Genomic DNA, 26,146 nt, shown 5'->3' with positions numbered 1-26,146 from the left:
TATCTAGTCATCCCCAGCTCTTTTTGCTGCAATGAAGCTTTTTTACTCCTCCCAAGGCCATTCGCTTCCCTCTTGGTCCTCCAACAGCAAAACGTCAACGTCTCGCCCTTTCTCATATCCTCTCGTCCCTCCGGGCAATATCATCAGAGAGTCCGACTGGGCAAGAGAAGTGACTACATTGGATTTATCCAATCCAGAAGGAGATACCACAACCCTTCCCTCCCGATAAGCTATTTTACTCCTTACAAACCGGGTAAAGGGATTCGCCTTAAGAAAATCCGTATCCAGCATAGCCTGTATTTTCTTTAAATGCGGGTTAGGAGTACATAATAGACTTCTTACCACAGGCCGCACTAAAAGTTCAAAACCGACATAGCAGGCCGAAGGGTTTCCGGATAAGCCAAATAAAAGCTTACCCTTCCAGGACGCTACCGTTGTCACGCTGCCTGGACGCATAGCAATCTTATTAAATAGAACTTGGGCGGTTAATTTTTCGTAGATAGCTGGCATATAGTCATAATCGCCTACAGAAACCCCGCCTGTGGTAATGAGAATATCCACCTCTTCCAGAGCGTTATGAATCTGCTCGTAACAGGTATCCAAATGATCCGGGAGCTTACCCATATACTTCGGCTCTCCTCCGGAACGGGTAATCTGAGCCGCAATCATATAGGAATTGCTGTTGCGGATTTTCCCGGGGACAAGCGGCTCATCGATATCCAACAGCTCATTGCCCGTCACGAACAATCCGATCACCGGCTTTTTTGCCACCGTCACCTCTCGATGTCCCAAAGTGGCCAACAGCGCTTTAACCCCTGGATTAATGACGGTTCCTTTGGAGACTAGAACAGTTCCCGCTTTGGCATCCTGACCGGTAAAAATGACATTATCTCCCGAACGTACAGGCCTCTTGATCCGAACCCTCTTTTTCCCATCACAAAGGACATCTTCCGTCAGCTCCAGCATAATCACGGCATCCGCTCCATGCGGCATTTGAGCCCCGGTCATAATCCGAACGGCTTGACTCTCTCCCACGGTGACACTAGGGACCGCTCCTGCCCCCACTTCTTCTAAAACCTCGAGGTCAACGGGCTGCTCCATGCTTGCTTCTTGCAAGTCTGCTGCACGTACAGCATAGCCGTCAAATCCCGAACGATCAAAGGAAGGGATCGGCTGCTCCGCGATTAAATCTACTCCCAAAAACCTCCCATCGCTCCATTCGATCGGAACCTTTTCCAGCTCTACTCCCTTCACCTCCCGCATTACTTTTTCAACCGCTTCACGAACGGATACCACTTCTCTTCTTTCTACCAATCTCTTCACTCCTATCTTATAAGCCTCCTCGGGCCTAAAAAAAGAACAAAAGGACAACTATAAAGTAAAGGGAATTTAGGATTTCCCATACTCCCACCTTTACGGCTGACATTTTTCGCCCGTAAAAGCCAATCGCCCGAACGGCACTTGGCGCATAAGCCAGAGCGAGCAGAGGCAAGCCGATACCCCAGCAGCCGGCGACCAGCACAAGATGATATCCCCAAGATATCCAACGGTACTTGGAATTGTTTTTTTCCCGTATCATGGTCTTTACAAAAAACGTACTGCCTACAAAAAACAGCATAGACAGTCCCCATACTCCCCACCCGACTGAATCCAGTATACCAGTTCCTGCATAGTAGCTGGCAAGTCCTCCAATGCTAAACGCGGCTATGGCACAAAAATCGTTAAGGAGCGCCCGTTCCTTATTCATTCTGGCAAAGTAGGCATTCACGGCGAGGAAGGGAAGCATCGCCAAGCCAAAAAACATGAACTGCCATACGCTAAATAAGGGAATGACCAGCGTAACGGCTGCCATACTCATATATATCGCTAGCCATTTTAAATAATAGCGTTTATTTTTGCCTTTCACAGCCATCAATAAGGGATAAGTGGCAAAATAAAGCAAAAGCCAACCCATGAACAAAGGGAGGTGCAGCCACGAGGGCTGACCGGCTGCTATGCCTAATGCAAAAGGAAGCATGAGCATGGCCCAAGCACCATGCTGCTTGGGGACTAGCCACTTCATTTTCCTCACCTCATTTCAGCTTGATTTTTACGCAAGGCTTTCGGGATGTATACACAAAACGGTTCGCTCTCAAGATAGTCCCCCGTCATGGCATAAGCTCTGGAGCGTGAACCGCCGCAAACGTTTCTGAACTCGCAAACCCCGCACTTTCCTTTGTATTGGTCAGGGTTTCTGAGTGCTTGAAAAATGGGCGATTGGCGATAAATATCGGCAATCCCCTGTTCTCTTACATTTCCTGCCTTCACAGGCAATAACCCGCTCGGATAGACATCCCCGATATGGGAAATGAATACAAATCCATTTCCATCATTAACGCCTTTTGGAGCTCGCCCTAACCCATCAATTTGCCCCGTCGTGCCCCTCATGAGGGCATCTTCATATTGGATGACGTCTGCCGGATTGGACTTCTCTCGCATTTTCTGCTGAATGACCACCCGGCGGTAATGCTGTGCCGCTGTTGTCTTAATGTCAAATGGCGCACGTTTGCTTAACTCATAGAGCCAAAGAAACACTTTCTCATGCCCCACGGGAGAGATCATATCGGAGTCCTTCCCCCTGCCGGTAGGAACAAGAAAAAACACGCTCCATAGCACGCAGTTCAATTTCTCTACCAATTCCGCCATTTCATCCAAATAATGAAGATTATAGCGGGAGACCGTCGTGTTTATCTGAATCGGAATTTCCAATTCATTCAAATATTCAATGGCTTTCATCGTTAAATCAAAGGATCCCGAAGTGCCGCGGAACTGATCATGAATTTCCGCACAGGGACCGTCAATGCTAAACGCCCATCGGGATAATCCCACTTCTTTCGCTTTGCGAATCGCTTCTTTCGTTACATTCGGCGTAGCGCTCGGTGTCATCGACACCCGAATCCCTTTCTTTATCGCATAATCCGCCAATTCGTAAACATCTTCCCGCATTAAGGGATCTCCCCCTGAAAAAACCAGCATGGGATTTCCCATTTCTCGAATATCATCAATCAATTTCTGACCTTCTATAAAAGTAAGCTCTCTTGGATCTCGCTTGTACTGGGCTTCTGCCCGACAGTGCAAGCAGTTCAATTGGCATGCTCTAGTCAATTCCCAAATGACGATAAAGGGATTTTGATTATAATCCATAGGTAACATGTGAATCTACCCCACTTTCTTTCACCTGACTTTGACTTTATTCTACCTGGATGAAAAGCTTGACGGAGTGACTGTTGTCACATAATCGGAAATCACCCCACAAAAATAAGCGTGAAACACAGCTTTACGCTACGCTTGCACGCTTATATTCTAAAATCTATAGGAATCTCTCTATAATTCTTGGTTTTATCTCTATGCAAACGAAGTTCCAACATCCCTTCCCGATAAAAAGCTTTGCTTCGTTCCCAGCATACTTTGCCGGGCAGATGAATCAATCGTTTTTTGCGGGTAATTCCTGCTAGCACCAATTGATTCGCTTCCGTCCATACTTTTATCCGCTTCGGATCACAATGAGGAGAGATGGGAACTCGTACAATCATCTCTTTCTCAGTCTCATACAGGTTATAATGAAACTCTTTTTTTGCCGCTTCTTTTCCCGCCTCTTCAGGAAGAGAATTTTCAAGCATCGTTTCTATATAGTTATCCAGCCAAGAAAGATCCAGCTCAGGGACCGGCTGGTTTTCGGTTAGTCCTTTCATGTTCTTGAATTGATCCTTGAACTTTTTCCAATCATATGAGGCAAAATCCTGATTAAAAAAATCACTCATAGCTTCTCCTCCACCTATTGCCCAGAGATCTTACCCCAGTGTATTCATCTGTTCCAATAGGCGTGCATAGTGAACAAAAATAAGCCCACCCAAAGGCGGGCAGGCATGTATGTTGAGATCTTTATGCTTTTTTCCCTCTCATGGGAATTTTGAATACAGACCATCTTTCACTATCCATTGGCATTGCTCTGTATTTCGCGAGTTCTTCCTGATTCAGTTGGTAGCTAACCACTTCCCCATGCTGACAATCCGGTTGATGGACATCATCACGTGGAACAGCCGTATGCTTAGCTACATGCGAAATTCTGCCGAAAGTCATTTCTAGCTCCTCCTTTTACCTGTACTTGTTTGGTACCATGAGTCAGCTAGGGTGATATGAACATTGGCGTACTGCCAGAGCCTACCTTCAGTGTCCTGACCTGTAAGGAAGCAGTAGGTACCCTAATTATTACATATTCAGACAGTTAAAGCAATTGGTAGATCCAGGCTCACCTCTCTCGCAATTTATCGGTCCACTAGCACAAACCCGCTTTCCGTCGCGTAGTCAATATGTAAGGTCTTAAAAATAAATCTTTTAGAATAGGGATCCAACAAGACGCAGACCCCCCTGACATCCATCGCCAAGTCACCATCCCTAAGCTCATCCAGAGTTAGGTGAAACACAACCGAACCTCAACAATCGCCATTCGGCTTCGCCTTGAGGCGGACTGCTGGATTTTCTGTGGCATCATTATGGATCCTTCGAAGGATTTCCTTCCATGCGGAATCACTGATTTGAATCAATACGCTTCCCCTCCATGAAGGAAAAAGGCGCCTTGGATCAGCGCCTTTTTCTCTTATAATGTAGTTTCTATTGAATGATCTGACCGCAGCTCTTCGAGCCTATCCACATCTTCCTGTCCTTTGCTTCGATTTAAGAAGAGGTTTAATCCGATAGCCGAAAAGCTTCCAATGACAATTCCATTTTCAAAAAGCAGTCGGATACTTTCCGGAATACCAGCAAAAGCAGCCGGCACAACAGATGCCCCTAATCCAATGCCAACAGAAACGGCAACAATTAATAGATTTTCATTTCTCCGGAAATCTACCCGGGAGAGCATCTTGATCCCGGAGGAAATCACCATCCCAAACATGGCAATCATGGCCCCTCCAAGGACGGGATTGGGAATGATGGTCGTAAGTGCAGCCACTTTAGGCAATAATCCTAGTACCATTAGAATGACTCCAGCTGCAATGACCACATTTCGGGTTTTCACTCTAGTCAGCGCCACCAACCCTACATTTTGAGAAAATGTAGTATATGGGAAGGCATTAAATATACCACCCAGGACGACAGCCAATCCTTCCGCTCTAAGTCCTTTTTTAATATCGCCAGAATCTATCTTTTTCTCACACACATCCCCTAATGCTAAGAAGACACCTGTCGATTCGATCATGCTGACGACGGCAACTAGCACCATGGTTAGAATGGCTGAAACATGAAAGGTTGGGATCCCAAAGTAAAACGGCTGGATCATGTGGAACCAAGAGGCGCTGCCAACTGCAGAAAAATCAACTATGCCTAAAAGCCAAGCAATGAAGGTCCCTATAATGAGCGAGGTTAGAACAGAAACGGCTCTCATATATCCTTTGAAATACCGGTTGATGACAACAATCAACACGAGCGTTAAGGCCGCAAGGAATAAATTTCTCGGTTGTCCAAAATCAGGTGCCCCCACTCCCCCGGCAGCATTATTTATGGCCACAGGGATAAGGGATACCCCGATAATGGTAACGACGGAGCCAGTTACAACAGGGGGGAAATATTTTATTACTTTACTCATAAATTGAGCCAGGATCATCACGATAATACCAGAAGCAATAATGGCCCCATAAATAGCTGTTATTCCTTGCAGATTCCCGATTGCAATCATCGGCCCTACAGCTGTAAACGTACATCCTAAGATGACAGGGAGCTTAATTCCAAAGTGTTTTCCTCCAACGACCTGAAGCAAGGATGCGACGCCGCAAGTAAATAAATCAATGGATATCAGGTAAGCCAGCTGCTCTGGGGTCATGCCCACGGCAGGTCCGACTATAAGTGGAACAATCACCGCGCCAGCGTACATGGCCAATACATGCTGAAAGCCTAATGTCCCGATTTTCCATGCGCCCAGCTTTTCCATTCTTTTACCTCCCTAGATATAAGATAGCCTGACCCGATTTTTTCCGCTAATCCCTCCTCCCGAAATGAATCTCATCTTGCCGCTGCCGTGCACTAATAATTTATTCTAGGTCTGTCTGCTTTAGTCCATCTTCATCCGTGAAGAAGCCAAATTTACCTCGTGACAACGCATCACAATTTCATTTATCATAAGAATAAGAAATTCTTATAAAAGGGGTGAAGGCATGAAGCCCATCCGTGTTGCTGTTATAGGAGCGGGGGATCGCGGTAATATATATGGTGATTATGCCCTGCAATTCCCCAATCAGCTTCAGGTCGTTGCCGTAGCAGAACCTGATCAGGCAAGAAGGAATCGCTTTTCAGAGAAACATAGCCTTTCTCGCGACTTATCCTTTGAAACCTGGAATGATCTTTTTTCAAGACCCAGACTATGTGATGCTCTCATTATTACTACTCAAGATCAACAGCATTACGAACCCGTCATGAAGGCTCTAGCAAAGGGCTATCACCTTTTGGTAGAAAAGCCGTTAAGCCCTAGCCTTCAGGAATGCGAGGAAATGATTTCCGCTGCAGAGGAATCCCACTCCATATTCATGCTTTGCTATGTCCTTCGCTATACCCCTTTCTTTCAAAAAATAAAAGATATCATTCAGGAAGGGATCCTTGGAGAGATTCGCCATGTTGCCCTCGATATGAATGTGGCATATTGGCATCAGGCCCACAGCTACGTTAGGGGGAATTGGCGTTCAAGCCAACAGTCGAGTCCGATGATTATGGCGAAATGCTGCCATGACTTTGACATCCTTTCCTACCTCATCAAGAGGGATTGCCAACGCCTCTCTTCCTTCGGTCATCTTAGTCATTTCCGCCCGGATCAAGCTCCCCCGGGATCGACGTTGCGCTGTACGGACGGATGCGCGATCGAACCGGGTTGCCCCTACTCTGCGCTTCGTCTGTATCTTGGCGACAACACGGGTTGGCCTGTTTCAACGATCAGTACAGATTCTAGCTTGGAAGCTAGGAAGAAAGCGATAGAAGAGGGACCTTTCGGAAGGTGCGTCTATCACTGCGATAACGATGTGGTAGATCACCAGGTGGTCCATCTCGAATTCGAGGACCATATTACCGCGACGCTTACGATGAGTGCCTTTACTGATGAGCTTTCCCGCACCATTCGTATTTTGGGCACAAAAGGAGAGCTGGAAGGCCATATGAAGAAAAATGAATTGACCGTCCGTCCTTTCGGGCGGCCTTCCCAATCCATTACCGTAGCGCCATCTGCTTTTGGTCAACATTCAGGAGGAGATTTCGGGTTAATCCAGCACTTCGTTCAGCAATTGCAAGGTAAAGGGCTAGGCCCATCTGAGCGCCCTCATGATCTCCTATCCAGCCATATTCTCTCCTGGGCCGCCGAGGAATCGAGATTGAGCGGTAGAATGATAGAGATCCAAGATCTAAGAAGGCCCGGACAACTTTTAAAGAGGTGATCGCAATGATCACCTCTTTGGTGTGGGTTTTGTTTGGTTACGCGTAAATTTAAAAATTTCCGCATAAGCCTCCAATTTTTCCGCATAACCCTCGAAATTTTCCGCATATCCGACTAGCACACTCCAAGAATCCACCCTTCGCGCTCCGATGCGGTCTGTTTCTCCTGTTCAGTGAGCGTATCTGCTTGAAAGTATCTTACTAGCGTGCCATTTTGGTCTCTTTCTCGCAACCAAGCGGCAATGACGAAGGCATCCTGAGCATCCCGCGGCCAATCATGAGGAAAACCAGGGTCAAATCGCTTAAAACGCTGAAAAAGAATCGCAGGATAGACTTCGGCCAAGACGCTCTTTTCTGGGGGAGGCTGCCAGCCATCGTATGGCCAGACATGGAGCAGATCCCGGAAAGCAGTCCGCAGCTCATAAATCCACGGCAGTCCCGCGTGAGTGGAATAGGAGACAGCTCCCGTCATTTGTTCAAAGTTCCAGACGCTTTTGGCTGAAGATGTAAAGGTTTCTGTCTTTCGCAGCTCGGTTGAATTCGGATAGCCTGACACTTTTTCTCGGCACACCCTCACCGACTCTTCCTTTGTATTCCACAAGGCTTGAAAGTGCTTAAGAAACTCATCCCAGTTTTGCAGGTCATGTTGCACAAAATACGAGAGGGGAAATGACAGACCATGGTCGATCCCAATGGCCAGTCTCTGGTTTGAATTCTCTAATGAACTTCTTAGATACTCATAAACCTCTTTGCGTGACCAACTGAATGTCCGAATATGACCGCCCGGTGGAGAAATTCGCTGGCGCTGACCTTCTGGGTCCATTTCAACCACTTGGATCCCTGAGGTGCGTTGATCCGGTTCCCCTCTTCCCGAGTAATCAATCCCAATATAGCGATCAAAAGTCATAATCGAACTCCTTTCCCTATCACCAACCATTCTAACCATTAGACTTTGGAATAACAAAGAAAAAAGGGAGGTGAAATCACCTCCCCAAACCTAGGATAGAAGCTAGTAACAACAGCCGGATTGGAGTGTTATCCACTCCCCTCTGCCATCCCCCAGATCCGTGGAAGGCAGAAAGCAGTACATAACCTTGATGAGGGTGTCCCAAAGGAAGATCAATAAGTGGAAAAACGCCAATTAAAACCAAAAGCAACAAAAATAAAGGCGGAGTAGTTGGATAATCGCCAACTAATTGAACTCTATTGCTTTATTTAGTGCGTTTCACGGCCTTTAGTGGGCGTTATTCCACCTAGTTGAATTGGAGGATTTCCACTTAACTCCCCCAACCTTCAGGACTGCTCCCCCTAGTACTCTACCGTTGGGCCAATACTTGCAATTTGAGCGAGGTTACATGAAATCCGTTCACGGGTGCCATATCCTGCGAGCAAGTGGAAACGGCGACCACCACATCATGCAAAGCTTTGAGCTGCACATAATCTCCCGGCTTGGAAAGCGGTTCTTCAATGACATAATCCCAGTTTTCATCCAACACGTTATTCATGAACCAGTTAATCGGATCGGGAACAGGGAGATGGTCAAGGTGATATTTTTTCAACGCTTCCCGCAAATTATCATGGCAGTTGGGATGGTCGTCCATATTAAAATCCACCTTATATCGCCAGTAATCGCAAGCCGGAAAAAAGAAGTCATGCCTTCCTACCGTATCCTTCACCATTTGCATGAGAGGCCTTCGCTGGTTGCTGTATAGATAATCCCCTATCTTCAAGCGGATGCTGCTTAAAGAAGCTCTCATATGTACCGGGGATACGTGTTCCTCGGGTGACGCATGGTTAAAGCAGACAAAATCTCCTACCTGTTTGCCTTCGACATCAATAATGACCAATTCTTCTCCCGCCCGCACCAAAACACTTCGCCCAGAGTATGGAGGGATTACGATTTCTTCCTTAATATATTGCATTTCTTCCTCCTCCCTTCAGCCCCTTGAACTCTAGTCCACAAAAACAGCTACGGCACGAATCGGTGAACCGGTTCCTTTCCTGATCTTTAAAGGCAAGCCGAAATACAAGAATCTTTTCCCTGCAATCTGATCCAGATTGCATAGATTCTCTGTGTTCGTGATGGCAAATTCCTTACAGACCTGATGACCTGAGTACCTCGGATCATCTGGATGGTCAATTGCCGGAGCATCGACCCCGATATTGACAACCCCCTGCTGGGCCAGCCATTTGGCTGCCTCATACGTCAAGCCGGTATATCGGGTCAGCCATTCCTCGGTACCATAGGAGCGGTTGTAATGACCCGTATAGAGGAGAACAATATCTCCTTTATCGATATGCAGCTTGGATTGGGCCAGCGCATTTTCCAAATCGCCTCTCTTGATATAAACCTCGGGAGGAATGTGGGACAGATCGAGACAAATAGCCGGGCCATAAAAGTATTCCAGGGGCATCTCATCGATCGTCGCTCCCTTGGGATCATACTCATAAACCGCATCACTATGCGTCGGTCCGTGTTCATTAATGAGGAGATTATTGGTAGCAAACATAAAGCCGTTTTTCTCCATGGATTCTTCATGCGTGAGATTGGGAAAAATCATCGTTTTCTGGTGAAGAGGAAAAACCGGCATCCCTTGATAGATTTCCTGCGTCAGATCAACTAACCTGAACCCCATTCAGATCCTCCCCCCTAAGAAATGACCGTTGGAATAATTTGGTAGTTATCCACTTCTATGAGACCCATATCCGTAATCTTCCACTTCGGACTGGTGACCAAGGATACGAAGGATAAATGCATGAAAGGCACATGAATCCCGCAGCCTAGCTCTTCACGGGCCAAACGGTGAAGCTCAGCGATTTTCTCGCTCATTTCTTTTCCCGTCAGCTCATCTGTCATCAGACCGCCCACGCGCAAGGGAAGATCGCCAACGACTTTGCCATCCTTAATCATGGCGATTCCGCCACTCATGGAAATGACGCGATTGATAGCAATCGCCATATCTTCATAATTCGTACCGCAAACAATAATATTGTGCGTATCATGGGCCACACTCTCGGCAATCGCACCAGACTGCAGCTTGAAGCCATTCATGAACGTTTTCCCGATTTTTCCGCTGCGCCCATGCCTTTCAACGACCAGCAACGGCAACACATCCTGCTGCATGCAAGGCTGGACCACTCCCGACTTCACCGATAAGGTAAATTCCTTGGCTCCCGTCAGATTTTGGTCAGGTATGACCTCAATGGCGCGAACGCGGGCTTGGCTGCCTTTCGCTTCAATATAAAGCTCCTCAGTCTTCACCGGTTTTCGCTTGATCGATTTCTTCACCGTGTCGGGATAAACATAAGAAGGAATGTCAATGACCAGTTCTCCGTGCTCCGCCACCTTCTTCCCGTCAATGTAAACCTGATCAATGGTCATCTGGTTCAAGTCACTGATCACGGCGATATCCGCCTTTTTCCCGGGAGCCAATAAACCGCGGTCCTGGAAACCAAAATGGGTAGCTGGGTTAATCGTTACCATCTGGATGGCTTCTACCGGGTCGACTCCCTGGGCGATCGTTCTGCGTACAATATCGTTCATATGCCCAAATTTCAACAAATCCTCGGGGACCATATCATCCGAAACCAGAATCGCCCTCCGGGAATCCAGCCCTTCCTCTGTGATTGCCCGAATGCATTCCGCCATGTTCCTTTGGGAAGAGCCTTCTCTCATGAATACGCTAATTCCATAGCGCAGCTTTTCAATCATTTCTTCTTTTGTCGTCGTCTCATGACAGGAAATATGCGCCCCGCCGCTAATAATATGGGCGGCCAGCTCCTTGCCGAACAGTCCCGGACAGTTCCCTTCTACGGTTTTCCCAATGCTTTTCGCATAGCTTACGGAAGCCAGCTGATCGGTAATAATTTCGGGAGCATGCTCATAAACCGGCCGAACATTGGCAAAGCCCTGAATCTCCCCGATTCCCTGAACATAGGGGTCATTCAGCAGATCTTCCATGTCCTTGGAGTTCACATCATAACCTGCTGTCTCAAGACCCGGTACATCCGGGGTCAAGCAAGGAACCGTATACAGCACCTTATTGGGCAGGGTTTTCGCTTCTTCGATCATCGCCTTCATCCCCATCACGCCCAGCACATTCCCGATTTCGTGAGGATCGGCTACAAGCGTCGTCGTTCCTGTGGGAATAGACAGCTTGGAAAACTCCGTGACCGTCAGCATGGCACTTTCAAAATGCATGTGAGAATCAATAAAACCGGGAGAAATAAACTTTCCTTCCACATTCTCTACCTTCGTTCTTGGACCGATCAAATCGCTGGCATCGCCCACCATCAGGATATGCTCGCCCTTAATGGCAACGTCAGCGATATAGATTTCCCTCGTTACGACATTGAGAAAATACCCGCTTTTCAACACGAGATCAGCATATTGATTGGAGTCCATCAGGGTATCAATCAGCTGCCTCCATTGCATCACCTGCTTGAGCGTTCTCGTATTCATCTTTCACCTCCGCGATCGATTGGCTTAAGCTCAATTCCGTATTGCAGGGCCAAGTCCCTGGCCAGAGGGGTAATAATGGTATGAGGCGGTACGTCGATCACTTGTTGTTGTTTGGCGCGAGCGGAAAGGACGTCATGTTGGGAAAGCAAATTTCTTCCTGCTGACAGGCGATTAGACCGTGCAATCCATCCCTTGACTTGGTCGGCTTCCAGCATTTCTATTCCGTACCCTCTCAACTGCTGCAATCTTGACTTCATCTCCTGCTTCAAGAGCGGTGAAGCATTCCCAAAGCCATTCCTGCTCCATTGGGGATGATAAGGATCCGCTGCTAAGGGCAACCCTGCCACCTTTTTTCCCCGCATGAGGGCTTGAAGGATCGTCCGGGAAAAAGGCTCCCTGTCATCGAGGGATACCACTCTGGAAGCCAGGGAATACGAAAGAACGGGCACCAATAGGTGAGAATAAGCCGATTCTCTTAATGCTGTTGACTCCTCAAAACAAAGGTCGTCCGAACCCGTTTCCCGGATCACTTCTTGAATGGCATAGCGGCTGGCCACCTGATCGTCCACCCATAATTTTAGCCGCACGTTTTCCCCGTTCAAAGATTCGATGCAGCGAAACCCCTCTTCCATCCCCACCACACTGTGTGTCAAGAGTACGAGAATAACCGGATATTCCCGATCTAATGCCTCGGGTCTGTGCCGATAAGAAAGAGTGAGCAAAGTGTTCCTCACTAGAGCACTCTGCTTGGCCATTTATCCTTCTACTCCCCCTTCTTCGAGAGAAGCGCTCGTTCGACTTCGCTATGCGGCCGGGGAATCACGTGCACCGATACTAACTCCCCCACTCGGCTGGCCGCATTCGCTCCAGCATCGGTAGCTGCCTTCACGGCTCCTACGTCCCCGCGTACCATGACCGTTACCAATCCGAACCCAATGCGCTCATATCCGCAGATTTCCACATTGGCTGCCTTCACCATGGCGTCAGCTGCCTCTATTGCGCCTACCAAGCCTTTCGTTTCTATCATTCCAAGAGCTTCTCCCATGCTCATTCCTCCTCAGTTATGAATCTTCCATTTGATCATTGGACGGGTTCTCGCTTGGCTCCGCAGGCTGGCTCCTTTTTCTCCGGGTAACCTTCTTTGCCTTCGCCTTTGCAGCCGCATCTTCGGGAAATGAAAAGTGAGGCAACAATTTTTCATTTACTTCTGTGTGACTCCGAGGGATTACGTGAGCCGAGACTACTCGACCGACTTTCTCCGCTTCCGCTTTTCCTGCTTCTACGGCAGATTTGACAGCTCCCACGTCTCCGTTTAGATGAATCGTTACACCTAATGCTCCCCCTACGCCAATCACCCGCTCCACACCCACCAGCTGGACATTGGCTGCTTTTAGGGCTGCATCCGCAGCCGAAACCGCTGTAGCAAAACCCACTGTTTCAATCAGACCTAACGCGAATTTCATATTCTGTTATCTCCTTCCTGCGGCCGGCTTCTACGTAAGCAATCGAAGAGCGTCTTTTTCCAGTTTTTCTAGCACACTTTCTACTACCCCCATTGGTCCTGATAGGAAGAGGCAGTTTTCCCGCAGGTCAAACTGAAAGGGCGTTTCCGGAAAAAGCTTGAAATAACGGTCCAGCAAAGCCATTCCGTTAACGTATGACACTCCATCCAGCATACCAATGCTCACCCCGTTGGATTGATTCAAGCATTCTAGCAAAAACCGGGAAGGATGTTCGGAAATATAGGTTTCAATGGAGCGAACCGATGTGCGGTTAAGTTGGTTAAATAAATCTTTTAGGATTTGCTGTGTCGTCAGGAGATCTTTGGAATGCAGCTTGATGACATCAGGCAGCCCATTCTGCCTTTTGTCTCCGAGGGTTCCGCACGATATGTCGCTAAGGCCCCTTGTGGCCTGATCTATTAAAAAGAAAGTGCCTGGATTCGTCGAAGCGCCTGTAATCATCCCGGTGGAATCGCCGTAGGCAACGGAAGGGATTTTAGGGTTGGAGCACGGAAAAAGCCATACATATTGATTTTTTCTGGTTTTTCCGATCAACTGCGCCCCTTCTCCTTGCCTCCCTTTCAAAGAAGCGGAAGATTGCGGCTGAAGCCGATCGATGGCCTGAGCCGTCGTGAGCCTTTGCAATGCAGATAGCCGCTCCTCCTGGGGAGCTGCAATGGGTCTTAATCTCTCCTGTCGCTTTTCCCGCTGATAGTTGGGCCGGTGAATGCCTGGGATCTGGGGCTGGGACTGGGGCGCAGGCCCAGGCGGGGGCGCGGGAGAGCTTGGGCTAGCTGTGGTCTGCGGCTTGTTCCGGTTTAACACTTCATGAACAATGTCCTTCATAAATTTTGCCACTCATCATCACCTCCCTTAAGCCAAGAACATTTTTTCCAATTCAGCATGAGGGCGCGGAATCACGTTCTGGGCAATCAACTCGCCCCCTGTCTTCACGTGCACATCCTTTCCTATATCCACAGCCGCCTTCACGGCACTGACATCTCCTGTAATAATGACGCATACGAGACCGGAACCGACAATCTTCATATCGACCAGCTTGACATTTGCTGCTTTGGCCATCGCATCCAAGGCTTCGACTGCGGGGACTAAACCTCTCATCTCTACCATTCCGATCGCTTCCATTTACTTCTCACTCCAGACACTAGAGATAATCTTCCAATCGGATCAAATCGGCACCAGGGATTCGCTTCCGCTTGAAATGCTCTTTTTCCGCTAATGGCACCGTCGCATCGATGCCCATTTTCGCCGTTACCCCGCGCAGATTATGCGAGGGTTCGAGAGGAGAGCCTTTCGCGCCCGGTACGATGAAAATATCGAGATCCGCCTGTACGCGCGTGGCAATCGCCCATTCTACATCGGAAGGGTCGAAGATGTTCACATCGTCATCGACGACCACCACATGCTTTAAATCCTTATCACTGGCGAAAGCCGCCAACGCCGCTTGCTTCCCATCTCCCTCTGAGCGCTTTTCAATCCGGATGACACCGTGGTATCGGGCCACGCCCCCCATGGTGATATGCACATCTTTGACATTCGGAACCACCTGACGGACAGAGCTTAAGAGGGAGACCTCCCTTACTAAACCCATAGGCAATTTTTCTTCAAAGCTGGCAGGCAGGATCGTCTGACAGATCGCTTCGTTCCGGAAGGTTACCGCGGAGATTTCGACCACAGGCTGCGGTGATTGGACACCATAATAGCCGGCTAATTCCCCGAATGGGCCTTCCGCTTCCCGCACATGGGGCAGCATTCTTCCCTCCATAACAATTTCTGCTTCCGCCAACACTTCTAAGTCCACCGTCTTGCACTGAACAACCGGCAAGGATTCGCCCAGCATCGCACTGGCCACGTTCAGCTTATCGGCATGATACAGATGGGTACTGATTTGGGAGCTCAGCACCACAGCAGGCACGACTCCCATCATAATGGCCAGCTCCATCGGTTCACCGGCTTGTTCAAAACGAAGATATTGCTCTTTCAGCTCAGGTGATGTAATAAGAATCCCGCATCGGTTCCCTCCTAGAAATTGCATGCGACGAATCGACGTATAGCGCTTTTTTCCGGATAAATCTTTAACCACGAGAACACCAGCTACAATGAAAGCTCCGGAATCGAGTTCATTATAGGTACATATCGGAAAGATCCGGTCCAGCTGGATGTCTGTGGTTATCACATTTTCCTGTACGGGACCTGTTGCCCACGTCACCGTAGGGAGAGGATTCACGATCGAATCGATCATTTTAGGGATCAGCTCTTCCTCAGCAATGCCCATGGAGTCGGCCATCAGCGCCCGGTCGGAGCCAAAGCCGGCAACCATCGGCATGTCATACCCCTTGACCTTTTCAAAGTAGAATGGCTGTCCATCTTTTTTGCTGATGACGCCAGGCAATTCAAACAAAGGATCGACTTCCTTCCGGATCCTCATCATCACGCCCTTAGTATCCCAGTAATCAATTAACTGACGCAGCGTCGTATTCCTCATTGCTTCTCCCCCCATCGGGCCAGTAAGTCATGCTCGATGTCAAAGGCGTCCAATATCCTTGCCACCATGAAATTGGTCAGTTCCCATACCTCCTGAGGGCGGTGATAAAAGCCGGGGGAAGCCGGCATAATGCTGGCTCCCGCCCGTGCGAGCTTCACCATATTTTCCAGGTGGATGATACTGAGGGGCGTTTCTCTCGGAACAATGACCAATCGTCGGTTTTCCTTTAGCACGACACTCGCAGCCCGGCTGATCAGGGTGTCGCCCACCCCATTCGCGATCGAGCCTAGCGTGTTCATCGAGCAAGGGACAATGACCATGCCATTCGTTTTAAACGAACCGCTCGCTACCGATGCAAACAGGTTATGATTGCCAAGTACGGTGGCATATTCTTTGATTTCGTTTAGCGTAATTCCGCACTCGAACTGCATGACTTTCTCACCCATCTCGGTCGCTATCACGTACGTTTCCACATTAAGTTCGCGAAGAGTGCGAATGAGCGTGTAGGCATAAAGAGAGCCGCTTGCGCCTGTAATTCCGACTATTAACTTCATCCCTTTCCCCTCTTTACTTCGTCTTATGGTGCGGTATTTGCCAAGCTCTTTTTATACGCTTCAATGTATTCATCCGTGGAATAGATTTCGCCAAAGATGCCGATGTCCCGGAGCCCGGATTCATGCATGCTCAGATCCTGAGAAGCGGTGCCATCGCTCATGGTAATGACGTTATAGCCATGATAGAGAGCATCCGAAGCGGTGCTTCGGACGCAAACATTCGTCCAAACTCCCGTCAGAACGACCGTATCGATTTTCTCTTCCCGCAGGAACAGGTCCATATCGGTATAGGAGAAAGCGCTATGGCGGCGCTTCTGTACCACATAGTCTCCTTTTTCCTGATCCGGCCGCAGTTCCGGGATGAAGTCCGCTCCCCACGTCCCTCTGACGGCATGAACGGGGCGAACGCGGAAGTCCGCATCGTTCACGCGATGCCACTCCTGAACAAAAATCACTTGAATGCCCTGATCATGGGCAAAGTCAATCAGCCTGCGGATATTGGGGACAATTTCCTCTCCCGCCGCACAGCGCAGCGTAGCTTTCGGGCCAATAAAATCATTCAACATATCAATAATGACAATCGCGTGCTTCGTACCTTTCATTTCCATCCATCCTCCCTCACCTGTCTCATTTTGCTTAGAACTTCAAGGTGCTTTGCAGCTGAGTTGGGGACTGGCGCTTGGTATATTGACCGTAGCCTGCTTTTCCGACAATGCCCTTTCCGTCTTCATACACGACATTTCCGCGAACGATGGTCATCACCGGCATACCCTTGAGCTTAATGCCATGAAGCGGATTGTACTTGGCCATGGAATAGGTCTTTTCTTGGTCAATGACCCCTTCCTTCTCCAGATCGATCACCGTAAAATCGGCATCACTTCCAATTTCCATCGAACCTTTTTTCGGATAAAGACCGAAATGCATCGCGGCATTGCGGCTCGTAACCTCCACAAAGCGAGAAAGTGAGATTCTGCCTTTATTCAATCCTTCGCTGACTAGGATCGGAACCATCGTCTCTACGCCAGGAATGCCTGGGAAGCTGTTCCAAATCGTCGAATCCTCCGCTGCTTTTTCCGTCGCAATTTCATAAGGGGCATGATCCGTACCGACAAAATCGATCGTCCCATCAGCTAAGGCCTTCCAATGCACTTCATTGTCTTCTTTGCCGCGAAGCGGAGGGGCAATCTTCGCAAACGATCCATACTTGGTCATCGATTCTTGCGCATTGAGCATTAAGTAATGCGGGCAGGTTTCAGCCGTTATCTTGACCCCGCGCTCTTTCGCCCGACGAACCACTTCAGCTCCTTCCTTCGTACTCATGTGTACAATATGGGCCCGGGCCCCTGTTTCTTCCGCATAAGAGATAATCAGCTCAATGGCCACTTTTTCCGCCAGCGCTTTTCTTGCTTCCGCCCACGCGGGTCCATCCGTTCTGCCCTCTTTTTTGAGCTTTTCCGTATAAAAACTGCATATATCATAGTTCTCGGCATGGATACCTATCGGCAAGCCGGTCTCTGCTACTTTGTAAAAAATCTCCAGCATCTCCGCATCCGTTACTTTGGGGAACGTAGGAACGGATGGGGTCATATACACCTTAAAAGCGGTAACGCCTGCTTCGATTTGCCCCCAAACATTGTCCAGCCAGCCTTCGCGGACATCTTCCCCGGTCATGCCTCCCCAAAAGGCGAAATCAATGTAGGCTTTGCCTTTGATCGGATTCAGCTTGGCATAAAAGCTGTCTTCACTCCTGACCGAGGGCTTGCTGCAGCAAGGCATATCAATGATCGTAGTCACCCCGCCCGCTGCCGCGGACATCGTCCCCGTACCGAAATTTTCGCGGTGCTCAAAGCCTGGATCCATAAAGTGCGTATGGGGATCAATGCATCCCGGCACAACAAGCTTGCCGTTCATATCAATGACTTGTTTTGCCTGAATGCCTTCGACGGAATCAATAAAACCTACAATCTTCTCATCTTTGACAAGGATATTGGTGCGAACTTGTCTGTCCCCTTGAGGGATGTTTGCATTTTTTAGAATGAGATCCATATTTTCGATTCCTCCCATTAGATAACGATTTCTTCAAGAATGAAAAAGCTGTGCAAAAGCCGCCCTATGTGAGACGTCACTTTTACACAGCTCCTTTGCCATGTATAGATATTAGCCTGTTCAGATTGTCAGGATAGGCACCCTTGCTCATATCCCTATACCACGATATATATGATGGAATCTTCTGCATTAGAACTAGATGACCCCTTGATCTTTCATGGCTTTGTAAACCCGTTCAGGGGTCGCCGGAAGATGGTTGATTCTTGCTCCTGTTGCATCATAGATGGCTTGCATGATGGCCGGGATGATCGGGATCATCACGACTTCTCCAATCCCTTTTGCTCCATAGGGGCCGGTTTCCTCTCGTTCCTCAACCGGGATCGTTTCAATTATTGGCGTTTCCTTAAAGGTAGGAAGAATGTAATTGGTAAAGTTCGTGGTCCGGTTATATCCGCCCTCTATCACGGTATCTTCATACAGCGCATATCCGATCCCCATGACCGCCCCGCCCTCGGCCTGGCCTTCCAGCCCCAGCAGATTAATAACCTTGCCGCAATCTGGGATGGACACCACTCGCAGCACATCCGTCTCCCCGGTCAGCGTATCGACTTCAACCAGAACCACATGCGTCTGATAGCCATACAGCTTATGGGGCATCCCGACATTTCTGCCAATTTGCTTCTCAGCCTTGGGCACCATGAAGTGACCTTCTACCTTCGTCTCTCTTCGGTACTCGTAGAGATAGTGATAAATATCGGCGGCTGTCAGTTCCTTTGGGGCTTCCGGCGATGGGGCGAACCGCAGCTTTCCGCTTTGAAAGCTTACTTGCTCGGGAGGTGCTTGCCAAATCTCAGCAGCCGTTTCTCGCAGCAGTTGAATCATATGCGGAGCTGCAGCCAACACCGAGTTCCCCCCGACATAGGTAGAGCGCGAGGCAGATACCGTCCCGCTGTCGATCGTATGCCGCGTGTCCCCTTGAATTACCTCAATATCGTCCGTATGGCATTGCAAAGCCTCAGCAGCCACTATGGCAAACACCGTTCCATTTCCCTGCCCGATATCCTCTGAGCAGACGCCCACCTTATATCTGCCGCCAGGCAGCAGTTCAATGGTTGCCGCTCCATAGTCCGGCAGCCCGATGCCCATGCCAATGCCATGAAATGAAGAGGCCACTCCAATGCCTCGCTTTTTCCAAGGTTCAGAAGGCTGAGCTTTATAAACCGCTTGATTCTTCCACAGCTCGCACTTTTCCGCTTCGTCCAGTGTCTTCCAGATTCCGACGCTTGTCGTCACCCGGTTCCCCATGCTGGAAAGTCCACCCTGATGGTAAACATTTTTCTTGCGGATTTCGATCGGATTCATGCCTAATTTTTCCGCTATGATTTCCAGATTGGTTTCGATGGCCATGCAGACCTGGTTCACCCCAAAGCCGCGGAAGGCTCCGGCAATCCCATTATTCGTATAAACGCAGTAGCCGTCTAGGTCCACGTTGGGAATATAGTAGGGACCGCAGGAATGCTCGATGGCTAGGCTGATGACCGCCCCGCCAAGGGAAGCGTAAGCTCCGGTATCAGCGAATGCTTTGACTTGATTAGCAATCAGGGTTCCATCTTTTCTCGCCGCTGTTTTCATGGTCACCTTAAAAGGATGCCTTTTGATCCCGGCGATCACGGACTCTTCCCGCTTATAGTGAATTTTTACCGGTCTTCCACCCGTATGCAGGGCCAGAAGGGCCAGATAAATCTGCACGGTAATTTCGTCCTTGCCTCCAAATCCGCCGCCGATCGGATGGGAGACCACATGGATCCGGTTGGGATTCCACGCCAGTACTCTGGCAATCTGCAAGCGATCGCGGAAGGCATATTGACCTGGACAGCGGATGGTCAAAGAACCATCCTCTTCCAGCATGCCCCAGCCTCCCTCAGTTTCAATGAAGGCATGCATCTGTCGCGGAGAATAGTAGGTGTTCTCCACAATGACATCCGCTTCCGCAAATGCTTTCTCCACATCTCCATTTTGAACCACAACATGACTGTGAATATTTCCTGAAGGGTGCAGTTTCGGCGCTTGCTCTTTAATAGCTTCTTCCGGATCTGTTACCGGTGCCAGCACTTCATAATCGACGTCAATCAACGCCAAAGCTTCTTCCGCCAGCTCTTCGCTTTCCGCAGCCACTAAAGCAACGGCATCTCCCATACAGCGCACGACATCATGGCAAAGCACCGGCTGATCGGGAATAACAATGCCAAAACCATTAAAGCCGGGGATGTCTTCATGGGTCAAAACACAAACAACCCCAGGATGGGCCTTTGCCCTCGAAGTGTCTATCTTCTTAATCTTGGCGTAGGGGTATTTCGCCCGCAGCACCCTCCCCCAAACCATATGAGGAAACCTGTAATCCGTCATGTATTGCAAAGAGCCGGTTACCTTTTCTGGTCCATCCTTACGCTGCACCCGCTTGCCTATCCACCGGAAATCACTCATCGACTCTCCCACCTTTTCAGCAATCGGTATAGCCCCCGCTCCAGAATAGCTCCAGCCATATCCCGACGGTACTCCGCTGAGGCCCGGATATCCGAGATGGGTGCTACTTCCTTCCAGGCCGCCTTTCCGATATCGTTGATCATGAAATCCGTCAAAGGAGACAGCTTCAGCATCGCCTCGCATTTACGGGCCCGTATCACGGTTGGAGCAACCGAGCCGAAAGCAATTCTGCCTCCAAGGCATTCTCGGCTCTCCTTTCCCATCTGCAATTTGATGGCAACATTGACTATGGAAATCGCCTGGGCTTTACGGGGACCCAGCTTTTGGAAGATCGATACCTCATCGTTCTTTTGCGGCTGTAAAATGATGTTCGTAATCATTTCATTCGGCTTTAACTCGGTTTTTCTCGGTCCATGAAAAAAGTTTTCTATGTTTACCTTTCGTTTTCCCGCCATGGACTGCAGTTCCAGCTCTGCGCCTAAAACATATAAGGCCGGAATGGTATCCCCTGCCGGAGAAGCTGTAGCAAGATTTCCTCCAAGGGTTCCCCTATTGCGGATCTGGGTCGCTCCTACCTCCCAGGCCGCATCGGCTAAAGCATGCGCCTGATTGCGAATGATGGCGGACTTCACGAGATCCGTATGTGTCGTAAGCGGACCGATATGGATGCTATCCTTTTCTAGCCGAATGTATCGAAGCTCCTTCAGACCCATGATATTGACCCAGGTCTCCGGCCTTCCCTTCCCTTCCTTCATCTGGACCACGGCATCTGTTCCGCCGGCGATAATCCGGACCTTGCGATCCGGATCTTGCAAGTAGCCCAGGCATTCCGAAATCGACTTTGGCGTAACCAGCTCCATGTCTGACACCCTCATCCGCTGCCCTCCTTGCACTTATAATCCATTGGCGTATTAAAGTTATAGAGAATCGATGAATCTTCCATTTCCACATAGGCGGTTTGTTTTTCATAGGCTCGAACGATAGACTTAAGCCCTTGTGTATCTTCTGATATAGAACGCAGTTCGGCTAGAAGCTCCGCGGAAACTAGAATAGGGTGACCTCTTCGTCCTTGGTGAATGGGGATGTGGATCTTGAAGCGCGTGTTTTCAAAAGAAGCAAGGAGTGGTTCGATGATAGTAGCGGACAATGGCTGATCAATATTGACGAATAGGATCCCCTCTGTTGAAGCAGGCAGCGCATCTAACCCTTTAAGAATCGATAGGCTTTTGCCCTGGCTCCATTGCTCATTATAAATGACAGTACACCTCTCTCCTAAAGGGTCGATGAGCGGCTGGTAGCTTTCCGGCTGATGGCCCAATACCACGATAATCTGATCTAGGCAGCTCGCTCTAAATTGTTCGAGCTGATGGAGAAAAAGCGGCTTTCCCTCCCAGGAAAGAAGTCCCTTCGGCTGTCCCATTCGAGACGAACGGCCTGCGGCGAGCAATATGGCGGCAATCATTGCTTGACCTCAACCGAAGAAGGATTCGGGAAGCAAGGTTGGACAAAAACAGTATATCGCCCTCCGCAAACCGGCTGGAATGAATCATACTCGCCATGGAAATCCACTTCGCGAAGGATGGCCTTTTTTTCCCGGATACATTCCAGGGCCAGGGCGACCATCTCGTGTTCTCTTCTTCCTCCGCCTATGGTTTGATAGGTTCGGCCATCCTCCCACACGATCATCTTGCTCCCCACTCCTCTTGGAACATGGCCGAAAGACTCGATCACGGTGATCGTGGCGAAGACTTCTCCGGCCATGCTGGCCTGCTTCATCATCTGAATGATTTGAAGTTCCTGCCTCATCCTTTTATGGTCTTGAGAATGGACTTTCCGTTGAGACGGAAGTTTGGATAACAGCTCTCCTGTCCCGCCGAAGCGAAGAAGCTGAATTTCCGTTAAGATCGATAATGCAATTTCTTGTGGAGTCTCCGAATGAATATCAATTCCGGCTGGAGCAAAAATAGGGGATGTTTCCTTGATCTCCTTTCCTTCATTATGCAGCAAGGAGTAGATGCTTTGAATTTTCCGTTTGCTGCCTACTAATCCGATGTAAGACAGGGACTTTTCAAGCATGAAAGATAAACAAATGGCATCCGTTTGATGCCCTCTGGTGGCTAAGACAGCAAAACATCCGGAATGGGAGGGAATCTTGGGCAGGATTTCTTTGAAGGGTCCGCAAAAGAGGCGATCCGCCAAAGGAAATCTTTCTGCCGTCGTATATTCAGGGCGATCATCAATGACAACTACCTCGTAAGAAAGCATCTTCCCCATCGTCACGAGGCTTTCCGCAATATGCCCACTCCCAAATACAAGCAGCGTAGGCTGCGGGAAATAAGACTCAACAAGCCACTTGACGGATTTTCCTTGGACGGTGGCAGAATATAATCCCGTATCCTTGTGAAATGGGAGGGAGGCGGATAGGGAAGAAGCGATAACATGCCCAGCCTGATCCCATAAAAGGCTAGCACCTTGCTCCTCCTCCGCGTCCACGACCGTACCGAGATAAGCGTGTCGCCCAGCCTTCACTTCCGTTAACAGCCGCCGAAAAAGATCAGCATGAAATCCCCTTATGATCATGGGCTCACCCACTGCCTTTGAGCCGCTCGGTGCACAGCTTCGATAATTTTGGTGTACCCCGTGCATCGACAAAGGTTTCCGGCCAGCGCATCTTTGATCTCTTCATGGGAAGGAAGGTGTTGCAGCTGATCCAGATACGAACGTGCAGCCACAATAATTCCTGGCGTACAATATCCGCATTGCGCGGCTCCGCATTCGATAAAGCTCTGTTGAAGGGGATCCAGCCTTTCTACGCTTCCAATTCCCTCCACGGTCTTGATATCTTCTCCGTCTACCTGGCCCACTAAAACGAGACAAGAACAAACCACCTCGCCGTCGACGATGACCGAACAGCTCCCGCATTCGCCTTTTCCGCAGCATTCTTTGCTCCCGGTAAGCTCCAGTTCTTCACGCAATACATCCAAGAGCGGTTTTGCCGGGTGAACAGTGACGGAAACAGGCTGGCTGTTTACCCGAAACGATATGGTTTTCAATCGCACCCCTCCCCTTATAAAAAGTCAAGTTGGTACTCATTTTATGCGACACTTTCTGCCCAATTGTCCCAAGAACAAAAAAATTCCTAGCAGCGAGAAAAAGCCACTTCAAGCAAGCGGATTTTTCTCGTAGCTAGGAAAGTTTAAGGATTCCAGTAGAGACCCCCAACCCATATTGTTAGGGTTATACGAGATGAGATTTAAGTTTTATCCTGCCTGAAGCGGTTCAATCCTTACGGCACATGCCTTGAACTCAGCCGTACCCGCAAGAGGGTCGGTGGCATTAATCGTTAAGCGGTTGGTATTGGTTTGATCTGGAAAATGAAACGACATAAAGACAAGACCCGGGTAGACCTTTTTGCTGATCTTGATTTTGGTCTCGACCATTCCCCGCCTTGAAGTTACGCGAGCCAAATCGCCTTCGCTCAAGCCCAGCTTTCCGGCATCCTCTAGGGAAATCTCCAAAAACTCTTCTGCATCCTTTATTTTCTTATAGTCCTGCGTCTGGACTCCCGTATTATAAAAGGATAACCTTCGCCCCGTCGTAAGCTGGAAAGGATATTGATCATCGGGCACCTCCACGGGTGCTTGATAATCCGTGGGATGGAAGGCCGCCTTCAAGCCCACATCGTCACGCCACAAGCGTTCATGAAGAAACGGGGTTCCCGGATGGGACTCATCTGGGCACGGCCATTGCAACCCGCCTTCCTTGTCTAAGCGCGAATATGTGATCCCGGCAAAATTAGGGGCAACCAAGCGAATTTCCTCCCAAATTTCTTCCGCTGATTGGTAGATCCAGTTCGCTCCCATCTGATTGGCGATGAGTTGAACGATGTCATGATCCTGTAGAGCTTCACCCGGCGGTTGAATGGCAGGGCGAACCCGCTGAACCCGCCGCTCTGAATTTGTGATGGTCCCGTCGTTTTCCGCCCAACCCGCAGCAGGCAGCACGACATCTGCCATCTCCGCTGTTTTGGTCATCAGGATGTCCTGTACTACTAAAAATTCAAGGCCCTCGAATATCTCTTCAATATGGTGGCTGTCAGCATCGGATTGAATGGGATTTTCCCCTATCACATACAGTGCCTTGATTTCTTTTTTCCTCATGGCATCAAGCATAGCCGTCTGGTGCTTCCCTTCCTTTTCAGGAACAGGGACACCCCAAACCTTTTTAAACCTCGCTCTTCCTTCGGAATCATTATAAGGCCATCCGCCCGTTAGTCGGTTGGGCAAAGCCCCCATATCCCCTCCGCCTTGCACATTGTTCTGCCCCCGCAAGGGATTCAGCGCCGATCCTGGCTTTCCGATGTGACCGGTCAGCAAGGCCAAATTAATCAAGGCAAAGACATTTTCCGTCCCGTTGTGATGCTCCGTAATTCCAAGGGTCCAGTTGATGATCGCTTTCTCAGCCGTGGCATACATCTTTGCCACTTCCCTTATATCCTCTGCTGCTACCCCGGTAATTTTTTCTGCAGCCTCAGGCGTGTAAGCCTCAACACGCTTCCGATAGGCATCAAAATCCAACGTCGCCCTGTTAATAAATTCTCGATCTTGCAATCCCTCTTCAATGATGACATGCGCCATGGCATTAGCTAAAGCGATATCCGTGCCCACCCGGACGGGAAGCCACTTCTCGGCCAGCTTCGTCTGGTCGATTTGCCTGGGGTCGATCACGATCATCTTGGCTCCGTTTTTGATCCCTCTGCGAATATGGTTAAAAATGATGGGATGGCATTCCTGCGTATTGCTTCCCCAGGCGATGATGAGGTCAGCTTGTTCCATCTCATCATAAGATCCGGTAGCTGCACCTGTGCCGAATACGTTCACCAGACCGGTGACGCTAGGGGCGTGTCAGGTTCGGTTGCAGCTGTCAATATTGTTTGTGCCGATCACCACCCGCATCAGCTTGGCCGCCAGGTAATTCAACTCATTCGTGGAGCGCGAAGAACTGAAGCAGCCCAAAGCGTCGGGACCATAGTCGGTCTTGATCCTTCCAAAGTTCGCAGCAATATGCTGCATGGCTTCATCCCAGGTGCTCGGAACCAGCTTGCCTTCCTTGCGAATGAGAGGCTGTGTCAATCTCTTATCGCTGT

27 protein-coding genes and 1 riboswitch are annotated in these 26,146 nt (G+C 49.3%); of the genes, 1 reads left to right on the top strand and 26 read right to left on the bottom strand.

The window, feature by feature from the left end; translation table 11 throughout:
* Window positions 1-42: 42 nt before the first annotated feature.
* The 7 genes from ABLT31_RS24670 to ABLT31_RS24640 all read right to left on the bottom strand — a co-directional run bounded on the left by ABLT31_RS24670 (window position 43) and on the right by ABLT31_RS24640 (window position 5,965).
* Window positions 43-1,314: a molybdopterin molybdotransferase MoeA gene (locus ABLT31_RS24670; RefSeq protein WP_367756934.1), complete on the bottom strand. Its 1,272-nt coding sequence runs from the start codon at window positions 1,312-1,314 to the stop codon at window positions 43-45.
* 34 nt (window positions 1,315-1,348) lie between these two features.
* Window positions 1,349-2,062, bottom strand: coding sequence for a YwiC-like family protein (locus tag ABLT31_RS24665; RefSeq protein WP_367756767.1), 714 nt, complete (start codon window positions 2,060-2,062; stop codon window positions 1,349-1,351).
* 5 nt (window positions 2,063-2,067) lie between these two features.
* Complete coding sequence (locus tag ABLT31_RS24660; protein WP_367756765.1) at window positions 2,068-3,192, bottom strand: TIGR04053 family radical SAM/SPASM domain-containing protein; 1,125 nt, start codon at window positions 3,190-3,192, stop codon at window positions 2,068-2,070.
* A gap of 143 nt (window positions 3,193-3,335) precedes the next feature.
* Window positions 3,336-3,800 carry an Hsp20/alpha crystallin family protein gene (locus ABLT31_RS24655; RefSeq protein ID WP_367756763.1) on the bottom strand — a complete coding sequence of 155 codons (465 nt, stop codon included), beginning with the start codon at window positions 3,798-3,800 and terminating at the stop codon, window positions 3,336-3,338.
* 121 nt (window positions 3,801-3,921) lie between these two features.
* On the bottom strand, window positions 3,922-4,119 hold the full coding sequence (locus ABLT31_RS24650) for a hypothetical protein (protein WP_367756761.1): 198 nt from the start codon (window positions 4,117-4,119) through the stop codon (window positions 3,922-3,924).
* Window positions 4,120-4,304: 185 nt separating this feature from the next.
* Entirely contained in the window at window positions 4,305-4,463 is a 159-nt protein-coding gene (locus ABLT31_RS24645) for a hypothetical protein (protein WP_367756759.1), read from the bottom strand.
* Between the two features lie 173 nt (window positions 4,464-4,636).
* Window positions 4,637-5,965 (bottom strand): nucleobase:cation symporter-2 family protein, encoded by a 1,329-nt coding sequence (locus ABLT31_RS24640; RefSeq protein ID WP_367756757.1) that lies wholly within the window; start codon window positions 5,963-5,965, stop codon window positions 4,637-4,639.
* A 223-nt stretch (window positions 5,966-6,188) separates the two neighbouring features.
* Between ABLT31_RS24640 and ABLT31_RS24635 the strand changes: the two genes are divergently transcribed.
* Window positions 6,189-7,451 carry a Gfo/Idh/MocA family protein gene (locus ABLT31_RS24635; protein WP_367756755.1) on the top strand — a complete coding sequence of 421 codons (1,263 nt, stop codon included), beginning with the start codon at window positions 6,189-6,191 and terminating at the stop codon, window positions 7,449-7,451.
* A gap of 113 nt (window positions 7,452-7,564) precedes the next feature.
* On the opposite strand, the gene ABLT31_RS24630 is transcribed toward ABLT31_RS24635, so the two are convergent.
* The 19 genes from ABLT31_RS24630 to fdhF form a co-directional block, all read right to left on the bottom strand.
* Window positions 7,565-8,356 carry a hypothetical protein gene (locus ABLT31_RS24630; RefSeq protein WP_367756753.1) on the bottom strand — a complete coding sequence of 264 codons (792 nt, stop codon included), beginning with the start codon at window positions 8,354-8,356 and terminating at the stop codon, window positions 7,565-7,567.
* A 409-nt stretch (window positions 8,357-8,765) separates the two neighbouring features.
* Entirely contained in the window at window positions 8,766-9,371 is a 606-nt protein-coding gene (locus ABLT31_RS24625) for a DUF1989 domain-containing protein (protein ID WP_367756751.1), read from the bottom strand.
* Between the two features lie 30 nt (window positions 9,372-9,401).
* Window positions 9,402-10,085: a cyclase family protein gene (locus tag ABLT31_RS24620; RefSeq protein ID WP_367756749.1), complete on the bottom strand. Its 684-nt coding sequence runs from the start codon at window positions 10,083-10,085 to the stop codon at window positions 9,402-9,404.
* A 14-nt stretch (window positions 10,086-10,099) separates the two neighbouring features.
* The gene (gene ade, locus ABLT31_RS24615; protein ID WP_367756747.1) at window positions 10,100-11,911 is read right to left on the bottom strand and encodes an adenine deaminase; all 1,812 of its coding nucleotides are present in this window, start codon (window positions 11,909-11,911) and stop codon (window positions 10,100-10,102) included.
* Entirely contained in the window at window positions 11,908-12,666 is a 759-nt protein-coding gene (locus ABLT31_RS24610) for a hypothetical protein (RefSeq protein WP_367756745.1), read from the bottom strand. Before ABLT31_RS24610 ends, ade begins: the two co-directional genes overlap by 4 nt.
* 8 nt (window positions 12,667-12,674) lie before the next feature.
* Entirely contained in the window at window positions 12,675-12,962 is a 288-nt protein-coding gene (locus ABLT31_RS24605) for a BMC domain-containing protein (protein WP_367756743.1), read from the bottom strand.
* A 10-nt stretch (window positions 12,963-12,972) separates the two neighbouring features.
* The gene (locus ABLT31_RS24600; RefSeq protein WP_462976534.1) at window positions 12,973-13,374 is read right to left on the bottom strand and encodes a BMC domain-containing protein; all 402 of its coding nucleotides are present in this window, start codon (window positions 13,372-13,374) and stop codon (window positions 12,973-12,975) included.
* A gap of 30 nt (window positions 13,375-13,404) precedes the next feature.
* A complete protein-coding gene (locus ABLT31_RS24595; RefSeq protein WP_367756741.1) occupies window positions 13,405-14,271 on the bottom strand; it encodes a hypothetical protein in 867 nt (288 codons plus the stop codon).
* A gap of 15 nt (window positions 14,272-14,286) precedes the next feature.
* Window positions 14,287-14,556, bottom strand: coding sequence for a BMC domain-containing protein (locus ABLT31_RS24590; protein WP_367756739.1), 270 nt, complete (start codon window positions 14,554-14,556; stop codon window positions 14,287-14,289).
* A gap of 19 nt (window positions 14,557-14,575) precedes the next feature.
* On the bottom strand, window positions 14,576-15,916 hold the full coding sequence (locus tag ABLT31_RS24585) for a UbiD family decarboxylase (RefSeq protein ID WP_367756737.1): 1,341 nt from the start codon (window positions 15,914-15,916) through the stop codon (window positions 14,576-14,578).
* Window positions 15,913-16,470, bottom strand: coding sequence for a UbiX family flavin prenyltransferase (locus ABLT31_RS24580; protein WP_367756735.1), 558 nt, complete (start codon window positions 16,468-16,470; stop codon window positions 15,913-15,915). Before ABLT31_RS24580 ends, ABLT31_RS24585 begins: the two co-directional genes overlap by 4 nt.
* Before the next feature lie 23 nt (window positions 16,471-16,493).
* Window positions 16,494-17,072, bottom strand: a complete 579-nt coding sequence (locus ABLT31_RS24575) for a cysteine hydrolase family protein (protein ID WP_367756733.1) — start codon at window positions 17,070-17,072, stop codon at window positions 16,494-16,496.
* Between the two features lie 34 nt (window positions 17,073-17,106).
* Window positions 17,107-18,516, bottom strand: coding sequence for a dihydroorotase (locus ABLT31_RS24570; protein WP_367756731.1), 1,410 nt, complete (start codon window positions 18,514-18,516; stop codon window positions 17,107-17,109).
* A gap of 195 nt (window positions 18,517-18,711) precedes the next feature.
* Entirely contained in the window at window positions 18,712-21,000 is a 2,289-nt protein-coding gene (locus tag ABLT31_RS24565) for a xanthine dehydrogenase family protein molybdopterin-binding subunit (RefSeq protein ID WP_367756729.1), read from the bottom strand.
* Complete coding sequence (locus tag ABLT31_RS24560; protein ID WP_367756727.1) at window positions 20,997-21,875, bottom strand: FAD binding domain-containing protein; 879 nt, start codon at window positions 21,873-21,875, stop codon at window positions 20,997-20,999. The genes ABLT31_RS24565 and ABLT31_RS24560 overlap by 4 nt, the downstream gene beginning before the upstream one ends.
* The gene (locus tag ABLT31_RS24555) at window positions 21,872-22,462 is read right to left on the bottom strand and encodes a nucleotidyltransferase family protein (protein ID WP_367756725.1); all 591 of its coding nucleotides are present in this window, start codon (window positions 22,460-22,462) and stop codon (window positions 21,872-21,874) included. Before ABLT31_RS24555 ends, ABLT31_RS24560 begins: the two co-directional genes overlap by 4 nt.
* The gene (locus ABLT31_RS24550) at window positions 22,459-23,592 is read right to left on the bottom strand and encodes an XdhC family protein (RefSeq protein WP_367756723.1); all 1,134 of its coding nucleotides are present in this window, start codon (window positions 23,590-23,592) and stop codon (window positions 22,459-22,461) included. Before ABLT31_RS24550 ends, ABLT31_RS24555 begins: the two co-directional genes overlap by 4 nt.
* Complete coding sequence (locus ABLT31_RS24545; RefSeq protein WP_367756721.1) at window positions 23,577-24,059, bottom strand: (2Fe-2S)-binding protein; 483 nt, start codon at window positions 24,057-24,059, stop codon at window positions 23,577-23,579. Before ABLT31_RS24545 ends, ABLT31_RS24550 begins: the two co-directional genes overlap by 16 nt.
* Window positions 24,060-24,163: 104 nt before the next feature.
* A riboswitch (purine riboswitch) is annotated at window positions 24,164-24,265 on the bottom strand.
* A complete protein-coding gene (gene fdhF, locus ABLT31_RS24540; RefSeq protein WP_367756932.1) occupies window positions 24,261-26,132 on the bottom strand; it encodes a formate dehydrogenase subunit alpha in 1,872 nt (623 codons plus the stop codon). It overlaps the preceding riboswitch by 5 nt.
* Window positions 26,133-26,146 lie beyond the last annotated feature (14 nt).

The sequence above is a fragment of the Ammoniphilus soli genome (assembly GCF_040813775.1).
Note: the sequence above shows the minus strand (reverse complement) of the source record. Positions and strands in the feature narration are given on the sequence as shown.